General features: G+C 60.5%; 18 protein-coding genes. 13 read left to right on the top strand and 5 right to left on the bottom strand.

Translation table 11 applies throughout. From position 1 onward, the window contains the following. Positions 1-5: 5 nt before the first annotated feature. The gene (locus ACP7AP_RS14975) at positions 6-464 is read right to left on the bottom strand and encodes a type II toxin-antitoxin system RatA family toxin (protein ID WP_426035140.1); all 459 of its coding nucleotides are present in this window, start codon (positions 462-464) and stop codon (positions 6-8) included. Between the two features lie 67 nt (positions 465-531). On the opposite strand from ACP7AP_RS14975, the gene hpt reads away from it, so the two are divergent. The 5 genes from hpt (at position 532) to ACP7AP_RS14950 (ending at position 3,544) form a co-directional block, all read left to right on the top strand. Beyond that, positions 532-1,071 carry a hypoxanthine phosphoribosyltransferase gene (hpt, locus tag ACP7AP_RS14970; RefSeq protein WP_426035138.1) on the top strand — a complete coding sequence of 180 codons (540 nt, stop codon included), beginning with the start codon at positions 532-534 and terminating at the stop codon, positions 1,069-1,071. Then, the gene (locus ACP7AP_RS14965) at positions 1,071-1,244 is read left to right on the top strand and encodes a hypothetical protein (protein WP_426035136.1); all 174 of its coding nucleotides are present in this window, start codon (positions 1,071-1,073) and stop codon (positions 1,242-1,244) included. Before hpt ends, ACP7AP_RS14965 begins: the two co-directional genes overlap by 1 nt. Before the next feature lie 114 nt (positions 1,245-1,358). After that, on the top strand, positions 1,359-2,249 hold the full coding sequence (locus ACP7AP_RS14960; protein WP_426035134.1) for a c-type cytochrome: 891 nt from the start codon (positions 1,359-1,361) through the stop codon (positions 2,247-2,249). After that, on the top strand, positions 2,250-2,867 hold the full coding sequence (locus ACP7AP_RS14955; protein WP_426035132.1) for a glutathione S-transferase family protein: 618 nt from the start codon (positions 2,250-2,252) through the stop codon (positions 2,865-2,867). A gap of 206 nt (positions 2,868-3,073) precedes the next feature. Then, on the top strand, positions 3,074-3,544 hold the full coding sequence (locus tag ACP7AP_RS14950; protein WP_426035130.1) for a c-type cytochrome: 471 nt from the start codon (positions 3,074-3,076) through the stop codon (positions 3,542-3,544). A 15-nt stretch (positions 3,545-3,559) separates the two neighbouring features. Here ACP7AP_RS14950 and lipA read toward each other — a convergent pair whose 3' ends face one another. After that, positions 3,560-4,510 carry a lipoyl synthase gene (gene lipA, locus ACP7AP_RS14945; protein WP_426035128.1) on the bottom strand — a complete coding sequence of 317 codons (951 nt, stop codon included), beginning with the start codon at positions 4,508-4,510 and terminating at the stop codon, positions 3,560-3,562. A 113-nt stretch (positions 4,511-4,623) separates the two neighbouring features. Between lipA and ACP7AP_RS14940 the strand changes: the two genes are divergently transcribed. Next, the gene (locus ACP7AP_RS14940) at positions 4,624-5,304 is read left to right on the top strand and encodes an aquaporin (protein ID WP_426035126.1); all 681 of its coding nucleotides are present in this window, start codon (positions 4,624-4,626) and stop codon (positions 5,302-5,304) included. A 119-nt stretch (positions 5,305-5,423) separates the two neighbouring features. After that, positions 5,424-5,996 carry a LysE family translocator gene (locus ACP7AP_RS14935; protein ID WP_426035124.1) on the top strand — a complete coding sequence of 191 codons (573 nt, stop codon included), beginning with the start codon at positions 5,424-5,426 and terminating at the stop codon, positions 5,994-5,996. A gap of 108 nt (positions 5,997-6,104) precedes the next feature. On the opposite strand, the gene ACP7AP_RS14930 is transcribed toward ACP7AP_RS14935, so the two are convergent. Continuing rightward, the gene (locus ACP7AP_RS14930) at positions 6,105-7,217 is read right to left on the bottom strand and encodes a DUF6456 domain-containing protein (protein WP_426035228.1); all 1,113 of its coding nucleotides are present in this window, start codon (positions 7,215-7,217) and stop codon (positions 6,105-6,107) included. A 222-nt stretch (positions 7,218-7,439) separates the two neighbouring features. Here ACP7AP_RS14930 and ACP7AP_RS14925 point away from each other — a divergent pair, with 222 nt between their 5' ends. Then, the gene (locus ACP7AP_RS14925; RefSeq protein ID WP_304927017.1) at positions 7,440-7,727 is read left to right on the top strand and encodes a DUF6477 family protein; all 288 of its coding nucleotides are present in this window, start codon (positions 7,440-7,442) and stop codon (positions 7,725-7,727) included. Between the two features lie 64 nt (positions 7,728-7,791). Here the strand turns inward: ACP7AP_RS14925 and ACP7AP_RS14920 are convergent, their stop codons facing one another. After that, positions 7,792-9,339, bottom strand: coding sequence for a trimethylamine methyltransferase family protein (locus ACP7AP_RS14920; protein ID WP_426035226.1), 1,548 nt, complete (start codon positions 9,337-9,339; stop codon positions 7,792-7,794). Positions 9,340-9,610: 271 nt separating this feature from the next. On the opposite strand from ACP7AP_RS14920, the gene guaA reads away from it, so the two are divergent. Further along, positions 9,611-11,167, top strand: a complete 1,557-nt coding sequence (guaA, locus tag ACP7AP_RS14915; RefSeq protein WP_426035121.1) for a glutamine-hydrolyzing GMP synthase — start codon at positions 9,611-9,613, stop codon at positions 11,165-11,167. A 12-nt stretch (positions 11,168-11,179) separates the two neighbouring features. Continuing rightward, a complete protein-coding gene (locus ACP7AP_RS14910; protein WP_426035119.1) occupies positions 11,180-11,458 on the top strand; it encodes a putative quinol monooxygenase in 279 nt (92 codons plus the stop codon). Positions 11,459-11,718: 260 nt separating this feature from the next. Here the strand turns inward: ACP7AP_RS14910 and ACP7AP_RS14905 are convergent, their stop codons facing one another. Next, on the bottom strand, positions 11,719-12,318 hold the full coding sequence (locus ACP7AP_RS14905; protein WP_426035117.1) for a nitroreductase family protein: 600 nt from the start codon (positions 12,316-12,318) through the stop codon (positions 11,719-11,721). A gap of 144 nt (positions 12,319-12,462) precedes the next feature. Between ACP7AP_RS14905 and ACP7AP_RS14900 the strand changes: the two genes are divergently transcribed. From ACP7AP_RS14900 to ACP7AP_RS14890, 3 genes are all read left to right on the top strand, one after another. Then, the gene (locus ACP7AP_RS14900) at positions 12,463-13,758 is read left to right on the top strand and encodes an MFS transporter (protein WP_426035115.1); all 1,296 of its coding nucleotides are present in this window, start codon (positions 12,463-12,465) and stop codon (positions 13,756-13,758) included. Then, entirely contained in the window at positions 13,755-14,663 is a 909-nt protein-coding gene (locus ACP7AP_RS14895; protein WP_426035113.1) for a DMT family transporter, read from the top strand. The genes ACP7AP_RS14900 and ACP7AP_RS14895 overlap by 4 nt, the downstream gene beginning before the upstream one ends. 127 nt (positions 14,664-14,790) lie before the next feature. Continuing rightward, complete coding sequence (locus ACP7AP_RS14890; RefSeq protein ID WP_426035111.1) at positions 14,791-15,897, top strand: OmpP1/FadL family transporter; 1,107 nt, start codon at positions 14,791-14,793, stop codon at positions 15,895-15,897. Positions 15,898-15,914: the final 17 nt, after the last annotated feature.

Below are 15,914 nucleotides of genomic sequence, written 5' to 3'. Positions count from 1 at the left end.
AAATTTTAGGGGGTTGTTGCGACGTAGAGTTTCGCCGCCCGCACTTCAAACGCGCGCACCACGCGGGTCATCGCTTCGTTGAACACCAGACCAATAAGGCCGGCGAGGATTGGGTTGCGGAACTCAAAATCCACCTCAAACGAGACATCGCAACCGTTTGGGGTGTCTTTGAAGGTCCAGATGGATTTCAGATGTTTGAACGGGCCGTCGATATATTCGGTGAGGATTTTGGACTCGGTCGGAAGCAAAGTGACGCGGCTGCCGAATTTCTCGCGGAAAACCTTGAAGCTGATCACCAGATCGGCTTCCATCACCTCGCCACCGCCTGCGATGGGCGAGCGCGAGCGGATGCGGGCGGCGGCGGTCCAGGGCAGGAATTCGGGGTAGCGCGCGACATCGGCGACAAGGTCGTACATTTGTACGGCTTGATATGGCAGCTGCTTGGACTCAGAGTGATGCGGCACAGGGAACCTATCGCGTGACTTGCGCGCAGGTATTGAGTAGAAACCCAACGGAAATCAAGAGGTCCCCATGCAGACGCGTCCTTATGTCATTGATCAGCTGATTTCGGCCAAGGCGATTGCGGCGCGGGTCGAGGCTTTGGCGCGCGAGATTACCGAACATTACAAGGGCTGCGACAAGCTGATCGTGGTGGGTCTGCTGCGCGGATCGTTCGTGTTCGTCGCCGATCTGGTGCGCGAAATTGATCTGCCGGTGCAGGTGGATTTTCTGGAAGCCTCGTCTTACGGCGATGCGATGCATTCCAGCCGCGAGGTGCGGATATTGAAGGATCTGCGCGGTGAGATTGCGGGCGAGAATGTGCTGGTGGTCGAGGATATCGTCGATACCGGCTTCACTCTGCATCATATGAAAAACCTGTTGATGTCGCGGCAGCCGCATCGGTTGGAGGTCTGTGCGTTGCTGGACAAACCGACTCGGCGCGAGGTCGATATCAAGGCAACCTGGACCGGGTTTGAGATCCCCGATGAGTTCGTCGTAGGCTATGGCATTGATTTTGCACAGCGAAACCGCAACCTGCCTTATATCGGCAAAGTGCGGTTTACAGATTGATGAATCCGATCTGGCTGATCCGTATGGCGCGTTGGGCGCGCCGTCCGCCGTCGATGGGCCGGGTGAAGCTGGTGCTGGGCGTGGGGATTTTGTGCCTTATTCTGTTCGGGATCGAGCATGTCTGGGGTTGGCCGGACTGGCTGACGGTGAATGGCAAGACCAAGCTGCGTTAGAACTGGCCAAGGGACAGGCGGCGCAGAAATCGGCCTTTCCAAACAGGTATTCTGGTGTAACGTGCGGCAGAATTGGTCAGACCAGCTGGCCGACCCAGCTTGAAGGTCAGTGCCATGTCGCGTCTGTTCTCTGCCGTTTTGGCTGTCGTATTGTTGGGCTTTGGCGGGTTTTTACTGCTTTCTGCACCACATTCGGTGGATGTGGGTCTCTATGACGGGCTGAAGGGCGATGCGGCCAAGGGTGAGTTGGTGTTCTGGGCGGCGGGCTGCGCCTCGTGCCATGCGGCGGCGGATGCCAAGGGCGCGCAGGAGCTGGTTTTGGCGGGTGGGCAGCAATTCCCTTCGGCCTTCGGCAGCTTTGTCGCCCCCAATATCTCACCCGATCCGGTGCAGGGCATCGGCGGCTGGACGCTGGTGGAATTTGCCAATGCGGTGACGCAGGGGGTGGGTAAAGACGGCGAGCATCTTTACCCTGCCCTGCCCTATAATGCCTATAACAAGATGCTGCCGCAGGATGTGGCGGATTTGAAGGCGTTTATGGATGGGCTGCCTGCTTCGGCTGAACCGAGCAAGCCGCATCAGGTCGGCTTTCCGTTCAACATCCGGCGTTCTCTGGGGATCTGGAAGCTGCTGTTTGAGCGGACCGATTGGGTGATTGCGGGCGATCTGACGCCTGAGCAAACCCGTGGCCGCTATATTGCCGAAGCTTTGGCGCATTGCGGCGAATGTCACACCCCGCGCAACGCTTTGGGCGGTTTGCAGCGCAGCGCTTGGCTGTCGGGCGCGCCGAACCCCTCTGGCAAGGGCCGCATCCCGAACATCACGCCGGGCAAACTGACATGGAGCGAGGCGGATGTGGTGGAATATCTGACCTCGGGCTTCACGCCGGAGTTTGACTCGGTTGGCGGCCATATGGCGCATGTGGTCGAGAATATGGCCAAGCTGCCCGAATCGGATCGCAAGGCGGTGGCCGCCTATCTGCAACTTGTGCCAGCGGTGAAATGAATGATTCTGATCGGCCAATATGACAGCCCGTTTGTGCGCCGGGTTGGCGTGGCCCTGACGCTCTATGGTATGGCGTTCGAGCATCAGCCGTGGTCGTCGTTTGGCGATGCGGACCGTTTGCGCGCCTACAACCCGCTGACGCGGGTGCCGACGCTGATTCTGGACGACGGCTTTGTGCTGATCGACAGCCATCTTATCTTGGATTATCTGGATGGGCTGGTTGAGCAACCGCTGTTTCCGCGCACCGAGCCCGCGCGGCATCGGGTGCTGAAAGTGGCGGGCCTGGGCTGTGGGCTGGCGGATAAGGCGGTCAGCCTGTTTTACGAACGCGCGATGCACACCACCATCTCGCCCAGTTTTGACGCCCGCTGCCGCATTCAGATCGGCGCGGTATTGGCGGCGTTGGAGGACGATCTGGCGGAGCGTGCTGGCCCCTATTGGTTTGGCCCGATCAGCCATGCCGATATCATTGTGGCTTGTGCGTGGTGCTTTGTCACCGAGGCGCATCCGGGGTTGATTGACCCGGCAAGCTTGCCAAACCTGAACCGATTGAGTGCAGCACTTGAGGCGCTTCCGGCGTTTCAGGCCAACTATCAAACTTTCCTGCCGCCGACCTGAAGCAGCACCCCCGGGCCGCCGCAGTAAGCCTTTGGCATAAGCGTGGATCGGCTGTAAACTCTTTGTGTATCTTAAGCCTTTAGCACGGGCGCTGCCTCTGTCGGCTCTTGCGGCTGCCCCGCGCCTGCGCCAGCCTGCCCGCATCCGGCAGCGCCCTGCTCCGGCCAGCCCGCGCCGCAATCGGCGCTTTGCAAGCGGAGTAGCTTATGAAGAAACGTCTTATTGCCTTTACCACGATGGCGGCGCTGACGGCGTTTGGCGTCTATGCGCAGGATGCAGAAGACCCGTTCAAAGATGCGGTGGAAACCCGGCACGGCTTGATGCTGCAAATGGCCTCTGATCTGGGCACTTTGGGCGGCATGGCCAAGGGCGAGGTCGCCTATGACAAGACTTCCGCGACCAAAGCGGCGGCGAATGTGGCGGCGATTGCCTCGGTGATCTCGATGGCGCAGTTTCCTATTGGGTCAGAGAATGGCAAGTCAGCGGACAGTTACGCTTTGGCGGATATCTGGGCCAAGCAGGATGATTTTCTGGCCAAGATCACCGATCTGAACAATGCCGCCGCGATGATGCAAACGGCGGCGGCGACGGATAGCGCTGCGATCAAGGCCAGCATGGCGCAACTGGGCGGCGCGTGCTCGGCTTGCCATAAGGCCTATCGTCAGCCGGAAAGCTGATCTTTTTGGGGCGGGTTAAGCCCGCCCCAGTTTCTGCAAACGCGCCGCGCGCAACCGGGCGAAATCGTCGCCGGCGTGATAGCTGGACCGGGTCAAGGGCGTGGCCGACACCATCAGAAAGCCTTTGCCGAACGCGGTTTGCTCGTAGCTTTTGAACTCATCCGGGGTCACAAACCGATCCACCCGGTGATGTTTCGGCGTGGGTTGCAGATATTGCCCGATGGTCAGGAAATCGACATCCGCCGCGCGCATGTCGTCCATCACCTGATGCACGCCTTGGCGGTCTTCGCCCAAGCCTACCATGATGCCGGATTTGGTGAACAAAGTCGCATCAAGCTCTTTCACCTTCTGCAACAGCCGCAAAGAATGGAAATAGCGCGCGCCGGGGCGGACGGTGGGGTAAAGGCCGGGGACGGTTTCAAGATTGTGGTTGAACACATCCGGGCGGGCCTCGACGACCTTCTCCAAGGCGGAGGGCGGGCATTTCAGAAAATCTGGCGTCAGAATTTCAATCGTGGTGCCGGGCGCGCGGTGGCGAATGGCGCGGATGGTCTGGGCGAAATGCTCGGCCCCGCCATCGTCCAGATCGTCGCGGTCCACCGAGGTGATTACCACATGGTTCAGGCCCAACTCAGCCACGGCATGGGCGACGCGGCCGGGCTCGAACGCATCCAGATTGTTCGGCTTACCCGTGGCGATGTTGCAGAACGAACAGCCGCGCGTGCAAATCTCGCCCATGATCATCATGGTGGCGTGACCCTGAGACCAGCACTCGCCCACATTCGGGCAACCGGCTTCTTCGCAGACGGTGACCAGCTTTTTCTCGCGCAGAATATCCCGCGTGCGCTTGTAGCCTTCCGAAGTTGGCGCTTTCACGCGAATCCAATCGGGCTTTTTCGGCTGCGCATTGTCGGGCTTATGCGCCTTTTCGGGGTGACGTTGATCCGGCAGCTTGAGATCGCGCAACGGTTTTTCCCCCTGAAACCAACTTGGTTTTACAAATAGTCTGCTAGACAGGGCTTGGCAACGGCGTTCCCGCCGCAGGCCCATGCAAGCATAACAAGGGTAAGGGACAAAAAATGAATAAAAAGATGTTCGCTGAAACACTGGGAACCGCGATTCTGGTGCTTTTTGGCTGCGGTGCGGCGGTGATCGGCGGCGCTGATATTGGCTTGACCGGGATTTCGCTGGCCTTTGGGCTGTCGATTGTGGCGGCGGCTTATGGCATTGGCGCGATTTCGGGCGCGCATCTGAACCCGGCGGTCAGTCTGGGGATGTTGGCTGCTGGCCGCATGACCGTGGCCGAATGTGTGGGCCATGCGGCGGCGCAGGTTGCGGGCGCAACCATCGGCGCGGCTGTGCTGTATCTTATTGCCACCGGCAAAGCTGGCTTTGTGATGGGCGAATGGGCTTTGGGATCAAACGGCTATGGCCCGGGCTATCTGGGCGAATACAACGTGACTTCGGCTTTGGTGTTCGAGTTTGTGATGACCTTTATCTTCGTGACCGTGATCCTGGGTGCAACCGGAACCGGATCGACGGCGGGGTTTGCAGGCTTGGCGATTGGTCTGACGCTGGCGGGCATCCATTTGGTCGGCATCAATGTGACAGGCGTTTCGGTGAACCCGGCGCGCTCGATTGGTCCGGCGCTGTTTGCGGGTGGTGCGGCTTTGTCGCAGCTGTGGCTGTTTATCGTGGCCCCCTTGGCAGGTGGCGCTCTGGCTGGGCTGGTGCATAAGGCGGGCTTTACCCGCGCCTGATCGGAAATTGCGATTGCAGATGGATGACAATAGAACGGGCGACGGGAAACCGCCGCCCGTTTGCGTTTGCGGTTGATCTGGGTCATGGGCGCACTAGCTTTGCCGCGTAAAGGAAGCCGATGACCATGATAGACCTCACCCTCGCCATCCTCGTGCTGTTGATCACACCCGGCCCGACCAACACATTGCTGTTTCTGGCCGGAGCCGAGCGCGGCTGGCGGCCTGCGTTGCGCCTGATCCTGGCAGAGTTGGCGGGCTATCTGTTGATGGTGGTGCCTTTGGCGCTGGTTGGCGTTACGGTGTTACACGATGCGCCGCGCGCCCAGGCCTTGGTTGCGATTGCGGCGGGGCTATGGGTGGCGTGGCTTGCGATCAAGCTGTGGTTGCCGCAAACCGCGCAGAGCGGCACGCAGCGCATCAGCGCGCCTTTGGTATTCACCACCACCATGCTTAACCCCAAGGCGTTGATTTTTGGGCTGGTTTTACTGCCCGCGCCGGATCATCTCGGCAGCCATCTGGTGCTGTTTTCGGCTTTGGTCGTGGCTGTGGCGGCGGGATGGGCCGGATTTGGCGCGTGGCTGGGTGGTGTCTCGGGCAGCGAAAGCGCGGCGATGTTGTGGATCCGGCGCGGCGCTTCGGTGTGGCTAAGCATGGTGTCGCTGACATTGCTTGCGAAGGGGTTGGGGGCTTAGGTGTGACTGCTCAGATGTTCAGCCGCCGGGGCGCGCAAGCGTGCGCGCCCGTTCGCCGCTAAAAACCCTCCACTGGAGGGTTTTTCCCCGGCAGAGCCGGGGCGCGGCTCACCCAATCAGCGGCCCCGATTTGCCGTAAGTCTCATCAAAATGCCGCCGCAAGCGCTGCAACGCGATCCGCAGCACCACTTTGCCCGAGCGTGCCGCCCAACCCAAACGCTGCTCGGCGGTCTCGATGCCTTCCAGAAAGCAACACACCCGCAGCGCCACATCGCCAAGCCCCGGCCCCAGATCGCGCAGGGCTGCCGCCACCCGGTCGCGGGCAGCGCGCGGTCCTTCCGCGACACCAGCCTCGGCGCGAAAACTGCCCCGGTCGGCCCCGGTCAAAAACCGCTCCCAGTTCTGCGCCACCCGCGGCCCCATCTGTGCCAGTTCAAAATCCTCCCGCAAGCGTTCGGCGGCCACCACCAGTTCAGGTTCCAGATACAGCTTGCCGTCCTTGTCGCGCCTGCGCCCCAGTACCGCCACCGGACTTTCGGCCAAATTGTAGCGGATGCGGCGCGGGCCGCTATCTTCGGCAACCGTCCGACTGTCCCATGCGCGGTGCTGATCGCCAAACGCGGTTTGCGCCTCGGCAAAGCCACCGGCGCGGGCATCGGCATCGACCATCCGCTTCAACGCCGCCCGCCCGACCGAGCTGATCTCATAGGTCGCCACCCGCCCCGGCTTGCGGCAGGAAATCCAATCCTTCAGCGCGAAAGCCTGCGCGATCACCCGCTCCACCACCGCTGTGCGTGCGGTATGGCCATCGGGAAACTCGCGCATCACCACGGCTTTTTCCATATCCGGCGCGAAGGCCAGCACCGCGCCCGGTTCAACCAGACGGCGCAAAATACGTTTGCCCTCTGAGATGATTGTCGCTTCATCGGCAACAATGTTCTGTGGGCGCAATGGGGCGGTCATGCTGTTGTCATCCTTGTTGATCAGAGGCAGGTTTGGCGCGGGGGCACTGGTCAGGGCGGCCAGCGCTTCATCCAGCAAAGGATCGTCGCGCCGGGTCTCATAGCGGCGCACTGCGCGCATCACGGTCGAGGCATGTCGGCCTTCGCGTCGCGCAAGAGCCCGATAAGATTGACCATCTTCGGTATGATCCAGATAAAGCCGCACCGCGTCGGGCAGCCAGCCCGGCAGGGTTTGGACGGGAGAGAGATTGCTTTGCATCTTGTTTTGCCGCGCCGCAGCGCCTTCCTGATCAAACCTTGCCGAAACGTTAACAAGCGTGGAAGGCATTGATTACCCAATCGTTAATTTCTGAGCCTTCGTCGATAATTGTTTATAAATCTTAAACAATCTCGGAAGCTTCCGCGCGCTGCAACTCGGCTTTGCGCAACGCCCAGTTGTGGCGTGCTATGCAGGCTCCACCACTTATGGAGGCCTTGCCAAATGACCGATTTCCGCGCTTTGCTTGAAACCCTGAAGCGCCCGCGCATGCTGATCCGCGCCGCGCGTTGTGGCGTGCTGGATTACCGCCGCGACCGCGATCTGAAGCGTTTGGTGGATAGCACCCCCTCGCCTGAACGCGCCGTGACGCGGTTGTTGGCCGAGGAAGAACGGCTGGAGGATATCCGGGTCAGCGGCGAGGCCAGCTATTCGGTATCGCGCCATATTGAGGTGTTGATCGCCTTGATCGCCGAGGTGCGCCTCCTGCCGCGCGCACCGAAAGCGATCTGACCAAGCCACCCGAATAGCAAAAGGCCCGCAGCGCCGCGGGCCTTTTCAAGATCGGCTTATCCGATCACATGAACGCATCTGGCATGGATGCCTTCTTCCGCGCCACATAATCGTCGATGCTCTCGCGCACGCCCTCGTCAATCACCGGGGCCACATAGTCGCCGAGCATCTTCTTCACCCGCTCCGCAGCCAAGGTCTGCGTGTCACGCGCCCCTTCTTCGGCCCAGGTCTCAAACGGCTTGTAGTCGAACAGATCAGAGCGCCAGAACGCGGTTTTGAAGTTGGCTTGGGTATGCTCGCAGCCCAAGTAGTGGCCACCGGGGCCAACCTCGCGGATCGCGTCCATCGCCTGTCCGTTGGTGTCCATCATGATGCCCTGCGCAAGATGGTGCAAGGTGCCCAACTGATCGGCATCCATCACGAATTTCTCGTAAGAGCTGACCAGACCACCCTCCAGCCAACCACACGCGTGCAGCATGAAGTTCACCCCGGCCAGCAGCGCCATGTTCAGGCTGTTCGCGGTTTCATAAGCCGCCTGCGCATCCGGCAGCTTTGATCCACAGAACGAGCCGCCCGACCGGTACGGCAGCCCCAATCGCCGCACCAACTGCCCAACGCCATAGGTGATATGTGCTGCCTCAGGTGTGCCAAAGGTCGGCGCACCCGAGTTCATGTCGATCGAGGTCACAAACGCACCCGCGATCACTGGCGATCCGGGCCGGACCAACTGAGAATACGACACCCCAGCCAAAATCTCGGCCAACACCTGCGTCAGCGTGCCCGCCACCGTCACCGGAGCCATCGCCCCACCAACGATGAACGGCGACACGATGCTCGCCTGATTGTTGCTTGCGTAAACCTCCAATGCCCCCATCATGATGCCGTCAAAGGTCATCGGCGAGTTGATGTTGATCAGGCTGGTCATCACCGTGTTCTGATCGACAAAATCTGCGCCAAACAGCAGCTTCGACATCTCGATCGAATCCTCAGCCCGCGACGGCTCGGTCACCGAGCCCATATAGGGCTTGTCCGACAGCACCATATGCGCGCGCAGCATGTCCAGATGGCGCTTGTTCACCGCAATATCGGTCGGCTCACAGACCGTGCCACCCGAATGGTGCAACCATTTCGACATATAGCCCAGCTTCACGAATTTCTGGAAATCATCCAGTGTCGCATAGCGCCGCCCGCCTTCAATATCGCGCACGAAGGGTGGGCCATAGACCGGGGCCAGCACCAGATTGCGGCCACCGACTTCAACATTGCGCTCCGGGTTGCGGGCGTATTGGGTGAAGGTTTTCGGCGCGGTCGAGCACAGCTTGCGCGCCAGCCCACGCGGTATATGCACCCGCTCGCCGCGCACATCGGCCCCCGCTTCGCGCCAGCGCTGCAACGCCGCTTCGTTTTCGATAAAGTTGACGCCGATCTCTTCCAACACGGTTTCCGCGTTGTATTCGATGATCTGCAAGGCTTCTTCGTTGAGGATTTCAAAGTTCGGAATGTTGCGCTGGATGTATTTTGCGGTCTCAAACGAAACCGCCGTGCGCTCTGCCCGCCGGGTTGCCCCACCGCCGCCGCGCGCGCGCCGAACGCCCGTTTCCGTCCCGGCCATGTCACTCATCGCAATCTCCATCCTCAGCCGTCAGGCGGCACTGTTTTGTTACGCTTATGCCGTGAACACCCCGCCCCTCGCCCCCCGAATACGCCGCATAAGCGACGAAACCGACATGTTGCCATCCTGTAAGCGACTTATGCCCATCCTCTGTGCGCAAATATCCTCAAGGGGGTTCAAGGGAGGCTGAAAGGCCCGATTTCCGCGGTGCCTGCACAAAAATCCCGCCAACCGATCTTGCGATTCTTCGCCCCAACAGCTACCCGAGGCTATGACACAACATGATCGCCTTCTCATCATCGACTTCGGCTCTCAGGTCACGCAACTGATTGCGCGCCGTCTGCGCGAGTTGAACGTTTATTGCGAAATACACCCCTATAATAAGGTGGATGACGCGTTCCTGAACAGCTTCGAGCCAAAAGCGGTGATCCTGTCGGGCGGCCCGGATTCGGTGACGCGCGCCGGATCGCCCCGCGCGCCAGAGGCTTTGTGGTCATTTGGAGTGCCTGTTTTGGGCATCTGCTACGGCCAGCAGACCATGATGCAGCAACTCGGTGGCTTGGTCGAACACGGCCACGGCACCGCCGAATTTGGCCGCGCATTTGTGACGCCCACCAAGGACAGCCTGTCGATCCTCGACGGCTGGTTTGCAGATGGCCGCGAACAAGTCTGGATGAGCCACGGCGATCACGTTTCCAAAATCGCCCCCGGCTTCCAAGTCTACGGCACCTCGCCCAATGCCCCGTTCGCCGTCACCGCCGACCCTGCCCGCCACTTCTACGCCGTGCAGTTCCACCCCGAAGTGCATCACACCCCGAAAGGTGCCAAACTTTACGAGAATTTCGTGAAACTGGCAGGCTTTACCGGCGATTGGACGATGGGGCTTTACCGCGAGCAAGCGATCGCCGCGATCCGCGCCCAAGTCGGCGACAAAAAGGTGATCTGCGCTTTGTCGGGCGGCGTTGACAGCTCTGTCACCGCGATCCTGATCCACGAAGCCATCGGCGAGCAACTCACCTGCGTCTTCGTCGATCATGGCCTGCTGCGCTTGGGCGAAGCCGAACAAGTCGTCGCGATGTTCCGCGACAACTACAACCTGAACCTGATCCATGCCGATGAATCCGACCTGTTCTTAGGCAAACTCCAAGGTGTTTCCGACCCCGAAACCAAGCGCAAGATCATCGGCGGTCTGTTCATCGACGTGTTCCAGAAATACGCCAATGGCATTGAGGGCGCAGAATTCCTCGCCCAAGGCACGCTCTACCCCGATGTGATTGAAAGCGTCTCTTTCTCCGGCGGCCCCTCTGTCACCATCAAATCGCACCACAATGTCGGCGGTCTGCCCGCCAAGATGGGCCTGAAACTTGTTGAGCCGCTGCGCGAGCTGTTCAAGGATGAAGTCCGCGCCTTGGGTCGTGAGTTGGGCCTGCCCGCCAGTTTCATCGGCCGCCACCCCTTCCCCGGCCCTGGCCTCGCCATCCGTTGCCCCGGTGAAATCACCACCGAAAAGCTGGATATCCTGCGCCAAGCCGATGCGGTCTATATCGACCAGATCCGCAAGCACGGGCTATATGATGAAATCTGGCAAGCCTTCGCCGCCATCCTGCCGATGAAAACCGTCGGCGTGATGGGCGACGGGCGCACCTATGACTACGCTTTGGCCCTGCGCGCGGTCACATCGGTCGATGGCATGACTGCCGACACCTATCCCTTCAGCCATGACTTCCTCGGCGAAACCATGACCCGCATCATCAACGAGGTCAAAGGCGTCAACCGGGTGTTCTATGATATCACCTCAAAGCCGCCCGGCACGATTGAACTCGAATGATTAGCCCGCACCATGATTAGATTGCGCGGCCATCTGATCTGCGCCACGGCAGAAGAAGCCGCCGCTGTACAGGCCCACGTCGCCGAACACACCCGCCTCAGCCGCGCTGAACCGGGCTGCCTGTCGTTTGAAGTCACCCCGACCGACGATCCCATGATGTGGGAGGTGATGGAAACCTTCCGCACCCAAGGCGATTTCAACGCGCATCAAACCCGCACCCGCGCGTCCGACTGGTTCACCGCCACCCGCAACATCCTGCGCGATTTCCGCGTCGAGGCGGTCGGCGACTAAAGCCTCTAAAACATGTCAGATTAAGCTTGGATCGAAAATCGCTGGCTCCCGCATGGGCTCGAACGCGTTTTTCGATCAGGATGTTTCGATCAAAACCTGCTACGCTCTACCCAATTTCATCTTGGCAAAAATAATCCGGGGGAGCGCAGCGGGGGCTGGCCCCCTCCGGCGTCAAACCCCGCGCAACAGCCGAAGACCGCATCCCCGGCAGCGCCGTCGCAACGGGCTCGATGCCCCGCGCGACGGCACCCGTTGATGGGTCACACAAACCCGCCATGTGCCACGATCTGCGCAAAGGGCAGACGATCATTCGGCACCTCACGCGCTTGCAGCACTTCCGGCAGTTTTTCGATATCGCCATGCTCACCGACCGCGACCACGGCATGCAGCACATAACCTTCCGGCAGGTTCAGGTTTTTGGCCAGAATCTCCGCCTCAAACCCAGCCATCGCATGCGCCACCAGACCCGCGTGATACGCCTGCAAAGCCAGATACCCCCAGGCGGTGCCGGTGTCAAAAGCATGCGTACCATTTGGCACCTCTGCACCGTCCTTCGCGACAGTTGTGCGCGAGGCCACCACGACCAGCGCGCTGGCCTTCTCGGCCCATGAGCGGTTGAACGGCACCAAGGCCGCGGCGATCTTCGCAAACGCCGCATCGCCACGCAGGCCATACGCAAAGCGCCACGGTTGGTTGTTGCTGGCAGAAGGCGCCCAACGCGCAGCCTCAAACAGCGGTAGAAGTTCAGCCTCGGTCAAGGTCTTGGCGGTAAAGCCGCGTGGCGAGAAACGGCCGGTGAATTGCGCGTCGATCGGGTGATCCGCGCTGCGCGGGTTAGAGAAGGCGGTAGGGGCGGTCATGGCAGATCCAATCCGAAGTGAACTTTGTCTAAATATAATGCCGCAGCGCGGCGTAGCAAGGCTGTCCAGCGCAGAGCGGCCGCGCAAAAATGCACGCAACACCACCTCTGGCAAAGCGCCACTGATAGCGCTAGTCCTTGCGCCATGCGTGCGTTGTCTCAAACCTTCCTGTTCCGTCACCGCGATTTCGGCCTGTTCTGGGGCGGCATGGCCTTGGTGAATATCGCGGCCCAGATTGAGGCCGTGACCATCGGCTGGCAGATTTACAGCCTTGGCCGCGCTACGCTCTCCATCGAAGAAAGCGCGTTTCTGGTCGGCATGGTCGGCCTGTGCCAATTCCTGCCGCTGTTCGTGCTGACCCTATGGGCCGGGTCTCTGGCGGATCGCCACTCGCGGCGCAAGATCGTAATGCTGGCACTCCTGACCGAAACCGTTGGGGTTTTGGGCCTTGTGGCGCTGGCCCTGCATCCCGAACCCGGCTTCACTGCGATCTTCACCATCGCCGCTTTGTTCGGGGCCGCGCGGGCCTTCCTGTCGCCTGCGGCCACGGCTTTGGTGCCAATGCTGGTGCCGAAAGCCGATATGCCGCAGGCGATCTCGCTGAAATCGCTCAGCTGGCAGGGTGCGGTGATCATCGGCCCGTGGCTGGGCGGGATGCTGTGCGCAATCTCGACCGCTGCCGCCTATGCCACCACGGCGGCGCTCTATGTCGCGGGCGTGGCGATCCTGCTGTTGATGCGCGCCAACACCACGCCCGAACGGCAACCGGGCAGCCAATGGGCGCAGATCAAAGAGGGCCTCGCCTACACCTTCCACAACAAAATCGTGTTCGGGGCGATCTCGCTCGATCTGTTCGCGGTGCTGCTGGGCGGGGCGACAGCCCTGCTGCCCGCTTTTGCCAGCGATATTCTGCATGTCGGGCCAGAGGGTTTTGGCATCCTGCGCTCGGGCCCGGCGATTGGCGCGGTGCTGGTGGCACTGGCGCTCGCCCGTTGGCCGCTGAAGCGCCGCGCCGGGATCAGGATGTTCTGGGCGGTGGGGGCGTTTGGCTTGGCAACCGTGGTGTTCGGGTTGTCGAAGAATATGTATCTCTCGGTTGCAGCCCTCGCCGTGCTGGGGGCTGCGGATATGATCTCGGTCTATGTCCGGCAAACCTTGGTGCAGATCGTCACGCCAGATCACATGCGCGGCCGGGTGTCGTCGGTATCGGGGCTGTTCATCTCGGGCTCTAATGAGCTCGGCGAGTTCGAATCCGGCGTGGCCTCGCGCTTTCTTGGCCCGGTCGGCGCTGCGGTGTTCGGCGGCATCGGCACGATGATTGTCACCGGCACTTGGGCGTGGATGTTCCCGGCCCTGCGCAAAGCTGATCGGTTGGACGGGGCCGAACCGGATTCAGAAACCCTGCAACCCCATTCGATGACCTCACAGGTCAGCCAATGAGCCAAGCGCGCGCCCCAAACTCCCCTGCGATCCACGCGGCACTCTGGATGATCGGCTCGATTCTGGCGTTCTCGGCGATGGCGATTGCCGCCAAACAGATCGGCCCGCGTCACGACAGCTTTGAGATCATGACGGTGCGCTCGGCTGTGGGCTTTGTGCTGGTGCTGGCATTGGCCGCAGCGACGGGCAAGCTGCATGAGATCACCGCCCGCAATCTCGGCGGCCATGCTCTGCGCAATATCATCCATTTCACCGGGCAAAACCTGTGGTTCTGGGCGCTGACGATGATCCCCTTGGCGCAGCTTTTCGCCATCGAGTTCACCTCGCCGCTCTGGGTCGTGTTGTTGGCCGCCCTGCTGCTGGGTGAGCGGTTGACCAAAATCCGCCTGATCGCCGCCGCCTTGGGCTTTGTCGGCGTGCTGATCGTGGCCCGCCCGGATCTCGCACATCTGAACCCCGGCGTGCTGGCGGCAGCGGCCTCTGCCTTCTGCTTTGCCACCACCAATGTGGTCACCAAAAAGCTCACCATGGGCATCTCGATCCTGTGCATCCTGTTCTGGCTGACGCTGATGCAGTTCTTCTTTGGTCTTGCGGGCGCACTCAGCGATGGCATCTTCCACTTGCCCACCGCCGCCACCCTGCCCTGGCTTTGCGTCATTGGCCTTGCAGGTGTCACCGCGCATTACTGCATCACAGCCGCCCTGAAGGTCGCGCCCGCCTCTTACGTCATGCCGCTGGATTTCCTGCGCCTGCCGCTGATCGCCGTGGTGGGTGCCCTGATCTATGCCGAACCGCTTGACCCCTATGTGATCCTTGGCGCTGCGGTAATTTTTGCAGGCATTTGGCTGAACATCCGCGCGGAAATCCGTCCCAAAGGCCACATCGAGCCAATCACAACCCCGTGACGCCGCGTCATTGATTGACCGATGCACAGGCTTCCGCTTAAGCGTGACAAATCATCGCATTAGACGCATTAACCCTCGGCAAAGCAGGGACATGCCAAGATGCAGCATCGGTTACGGGGAGGAAACCATGAAGCATATCATCACAGCACTTGGCGCATTGGCAATGACCACGACGCTGGCACAGGCGGGGGGCATCGACCGCTCGGGTCAAGACGTTGGCATTCTGTTTGAAAAGGGCCGCACGGTTGAGCTTAGCTTTGGCTCTGTCACGCCAAAGGTCAAAGGCCGTGACGTGCTGGGCAACAATATCGACAACGTCGCAGACAGCTTTTTGCAGGGCAGCCTCGGGTTCAAAGCCGATATCAACGATAAATTGTCCTACGCGCTGATCATCGACAGCCCCTTCGCAGCGGACATCGAATATGGCGGCAGCCCTGCCTCGACCATGCTGGGCGGAACCACGGCCACGGCCTCATCAACCGCGCTGACCGGGCTGCTGCGCTACAAGTTTGACGACCGGATGAGCGTTTATGGCGGTCTGCGGCTGCAACAGGCCTCGGCGCATATTGATCTGCGCGGTCTCGCCTACGGCGGGTTAAACGGCTATTCGGTTGATTTGGGCACTGACAACAAGGTGGGCTATGTGGTTGGTGCCGCCTATGAGATCCCGGATATCGCGCTGCGGGTAGCACTGACCTACAATTCGGAAATTGAGCATGACTTTGACACGGTTGAAACTGTCGGGCCGTTTCCGTTCGGTTCGGGCAAAACCAAAGTGAAAACCCCGCAATCGGTCAACCTTGATTTCCAAAGCGGCGTTGCGAAGGACACGCTGATTTTTGGCTCGATCCGCTGGGCGGATTGGTCTTCGTTCAAGTTGAACCCTGACTCTTTCACGGCAGTTTCCCCCGGTGGGCTGATTGATCTGGAAGACACCGTGACCTACACCTTGGGCATTGGCCGCAAGTTCAATGAAACATGGTCTGGTGCGTTCTCGCTGACCTATGAAGACAAGGCCAATCCGCTGGTCTCGCCGCTGGCCCCAACCAATGGCTTTTTCGGTGCGACGATTGCCGGCGTTTACACCAAAGATAACATGAAGATCTCCGCAGGCATCAACTACACCAAACTGGGTGATGCAAAACCAGAAACCGGCACGCCGGATGTAGCGCGGGCCAACTTCACCGACAACGATGCGGTTGGCGTCGGCGTGAAGATCGCCTTCACGTTCTGATCTACGGCTTTCAACAG

The organism is Cypionkella sp. TWP1-2-1b2, from assembly GCF_049896245.1.
In the GTDB taxonomy this organism is placed as follows: domain Bacteria; phylum Pseudomonadota; class Alphaproteobacteria; order Rhodobacterales; family Rhodobacteraceae; genus Cypionkella.
Note: the sequence above shows the minus strand (reverse complement) of the source record. Positions and strands in the feature narration are given on the sequence as shown.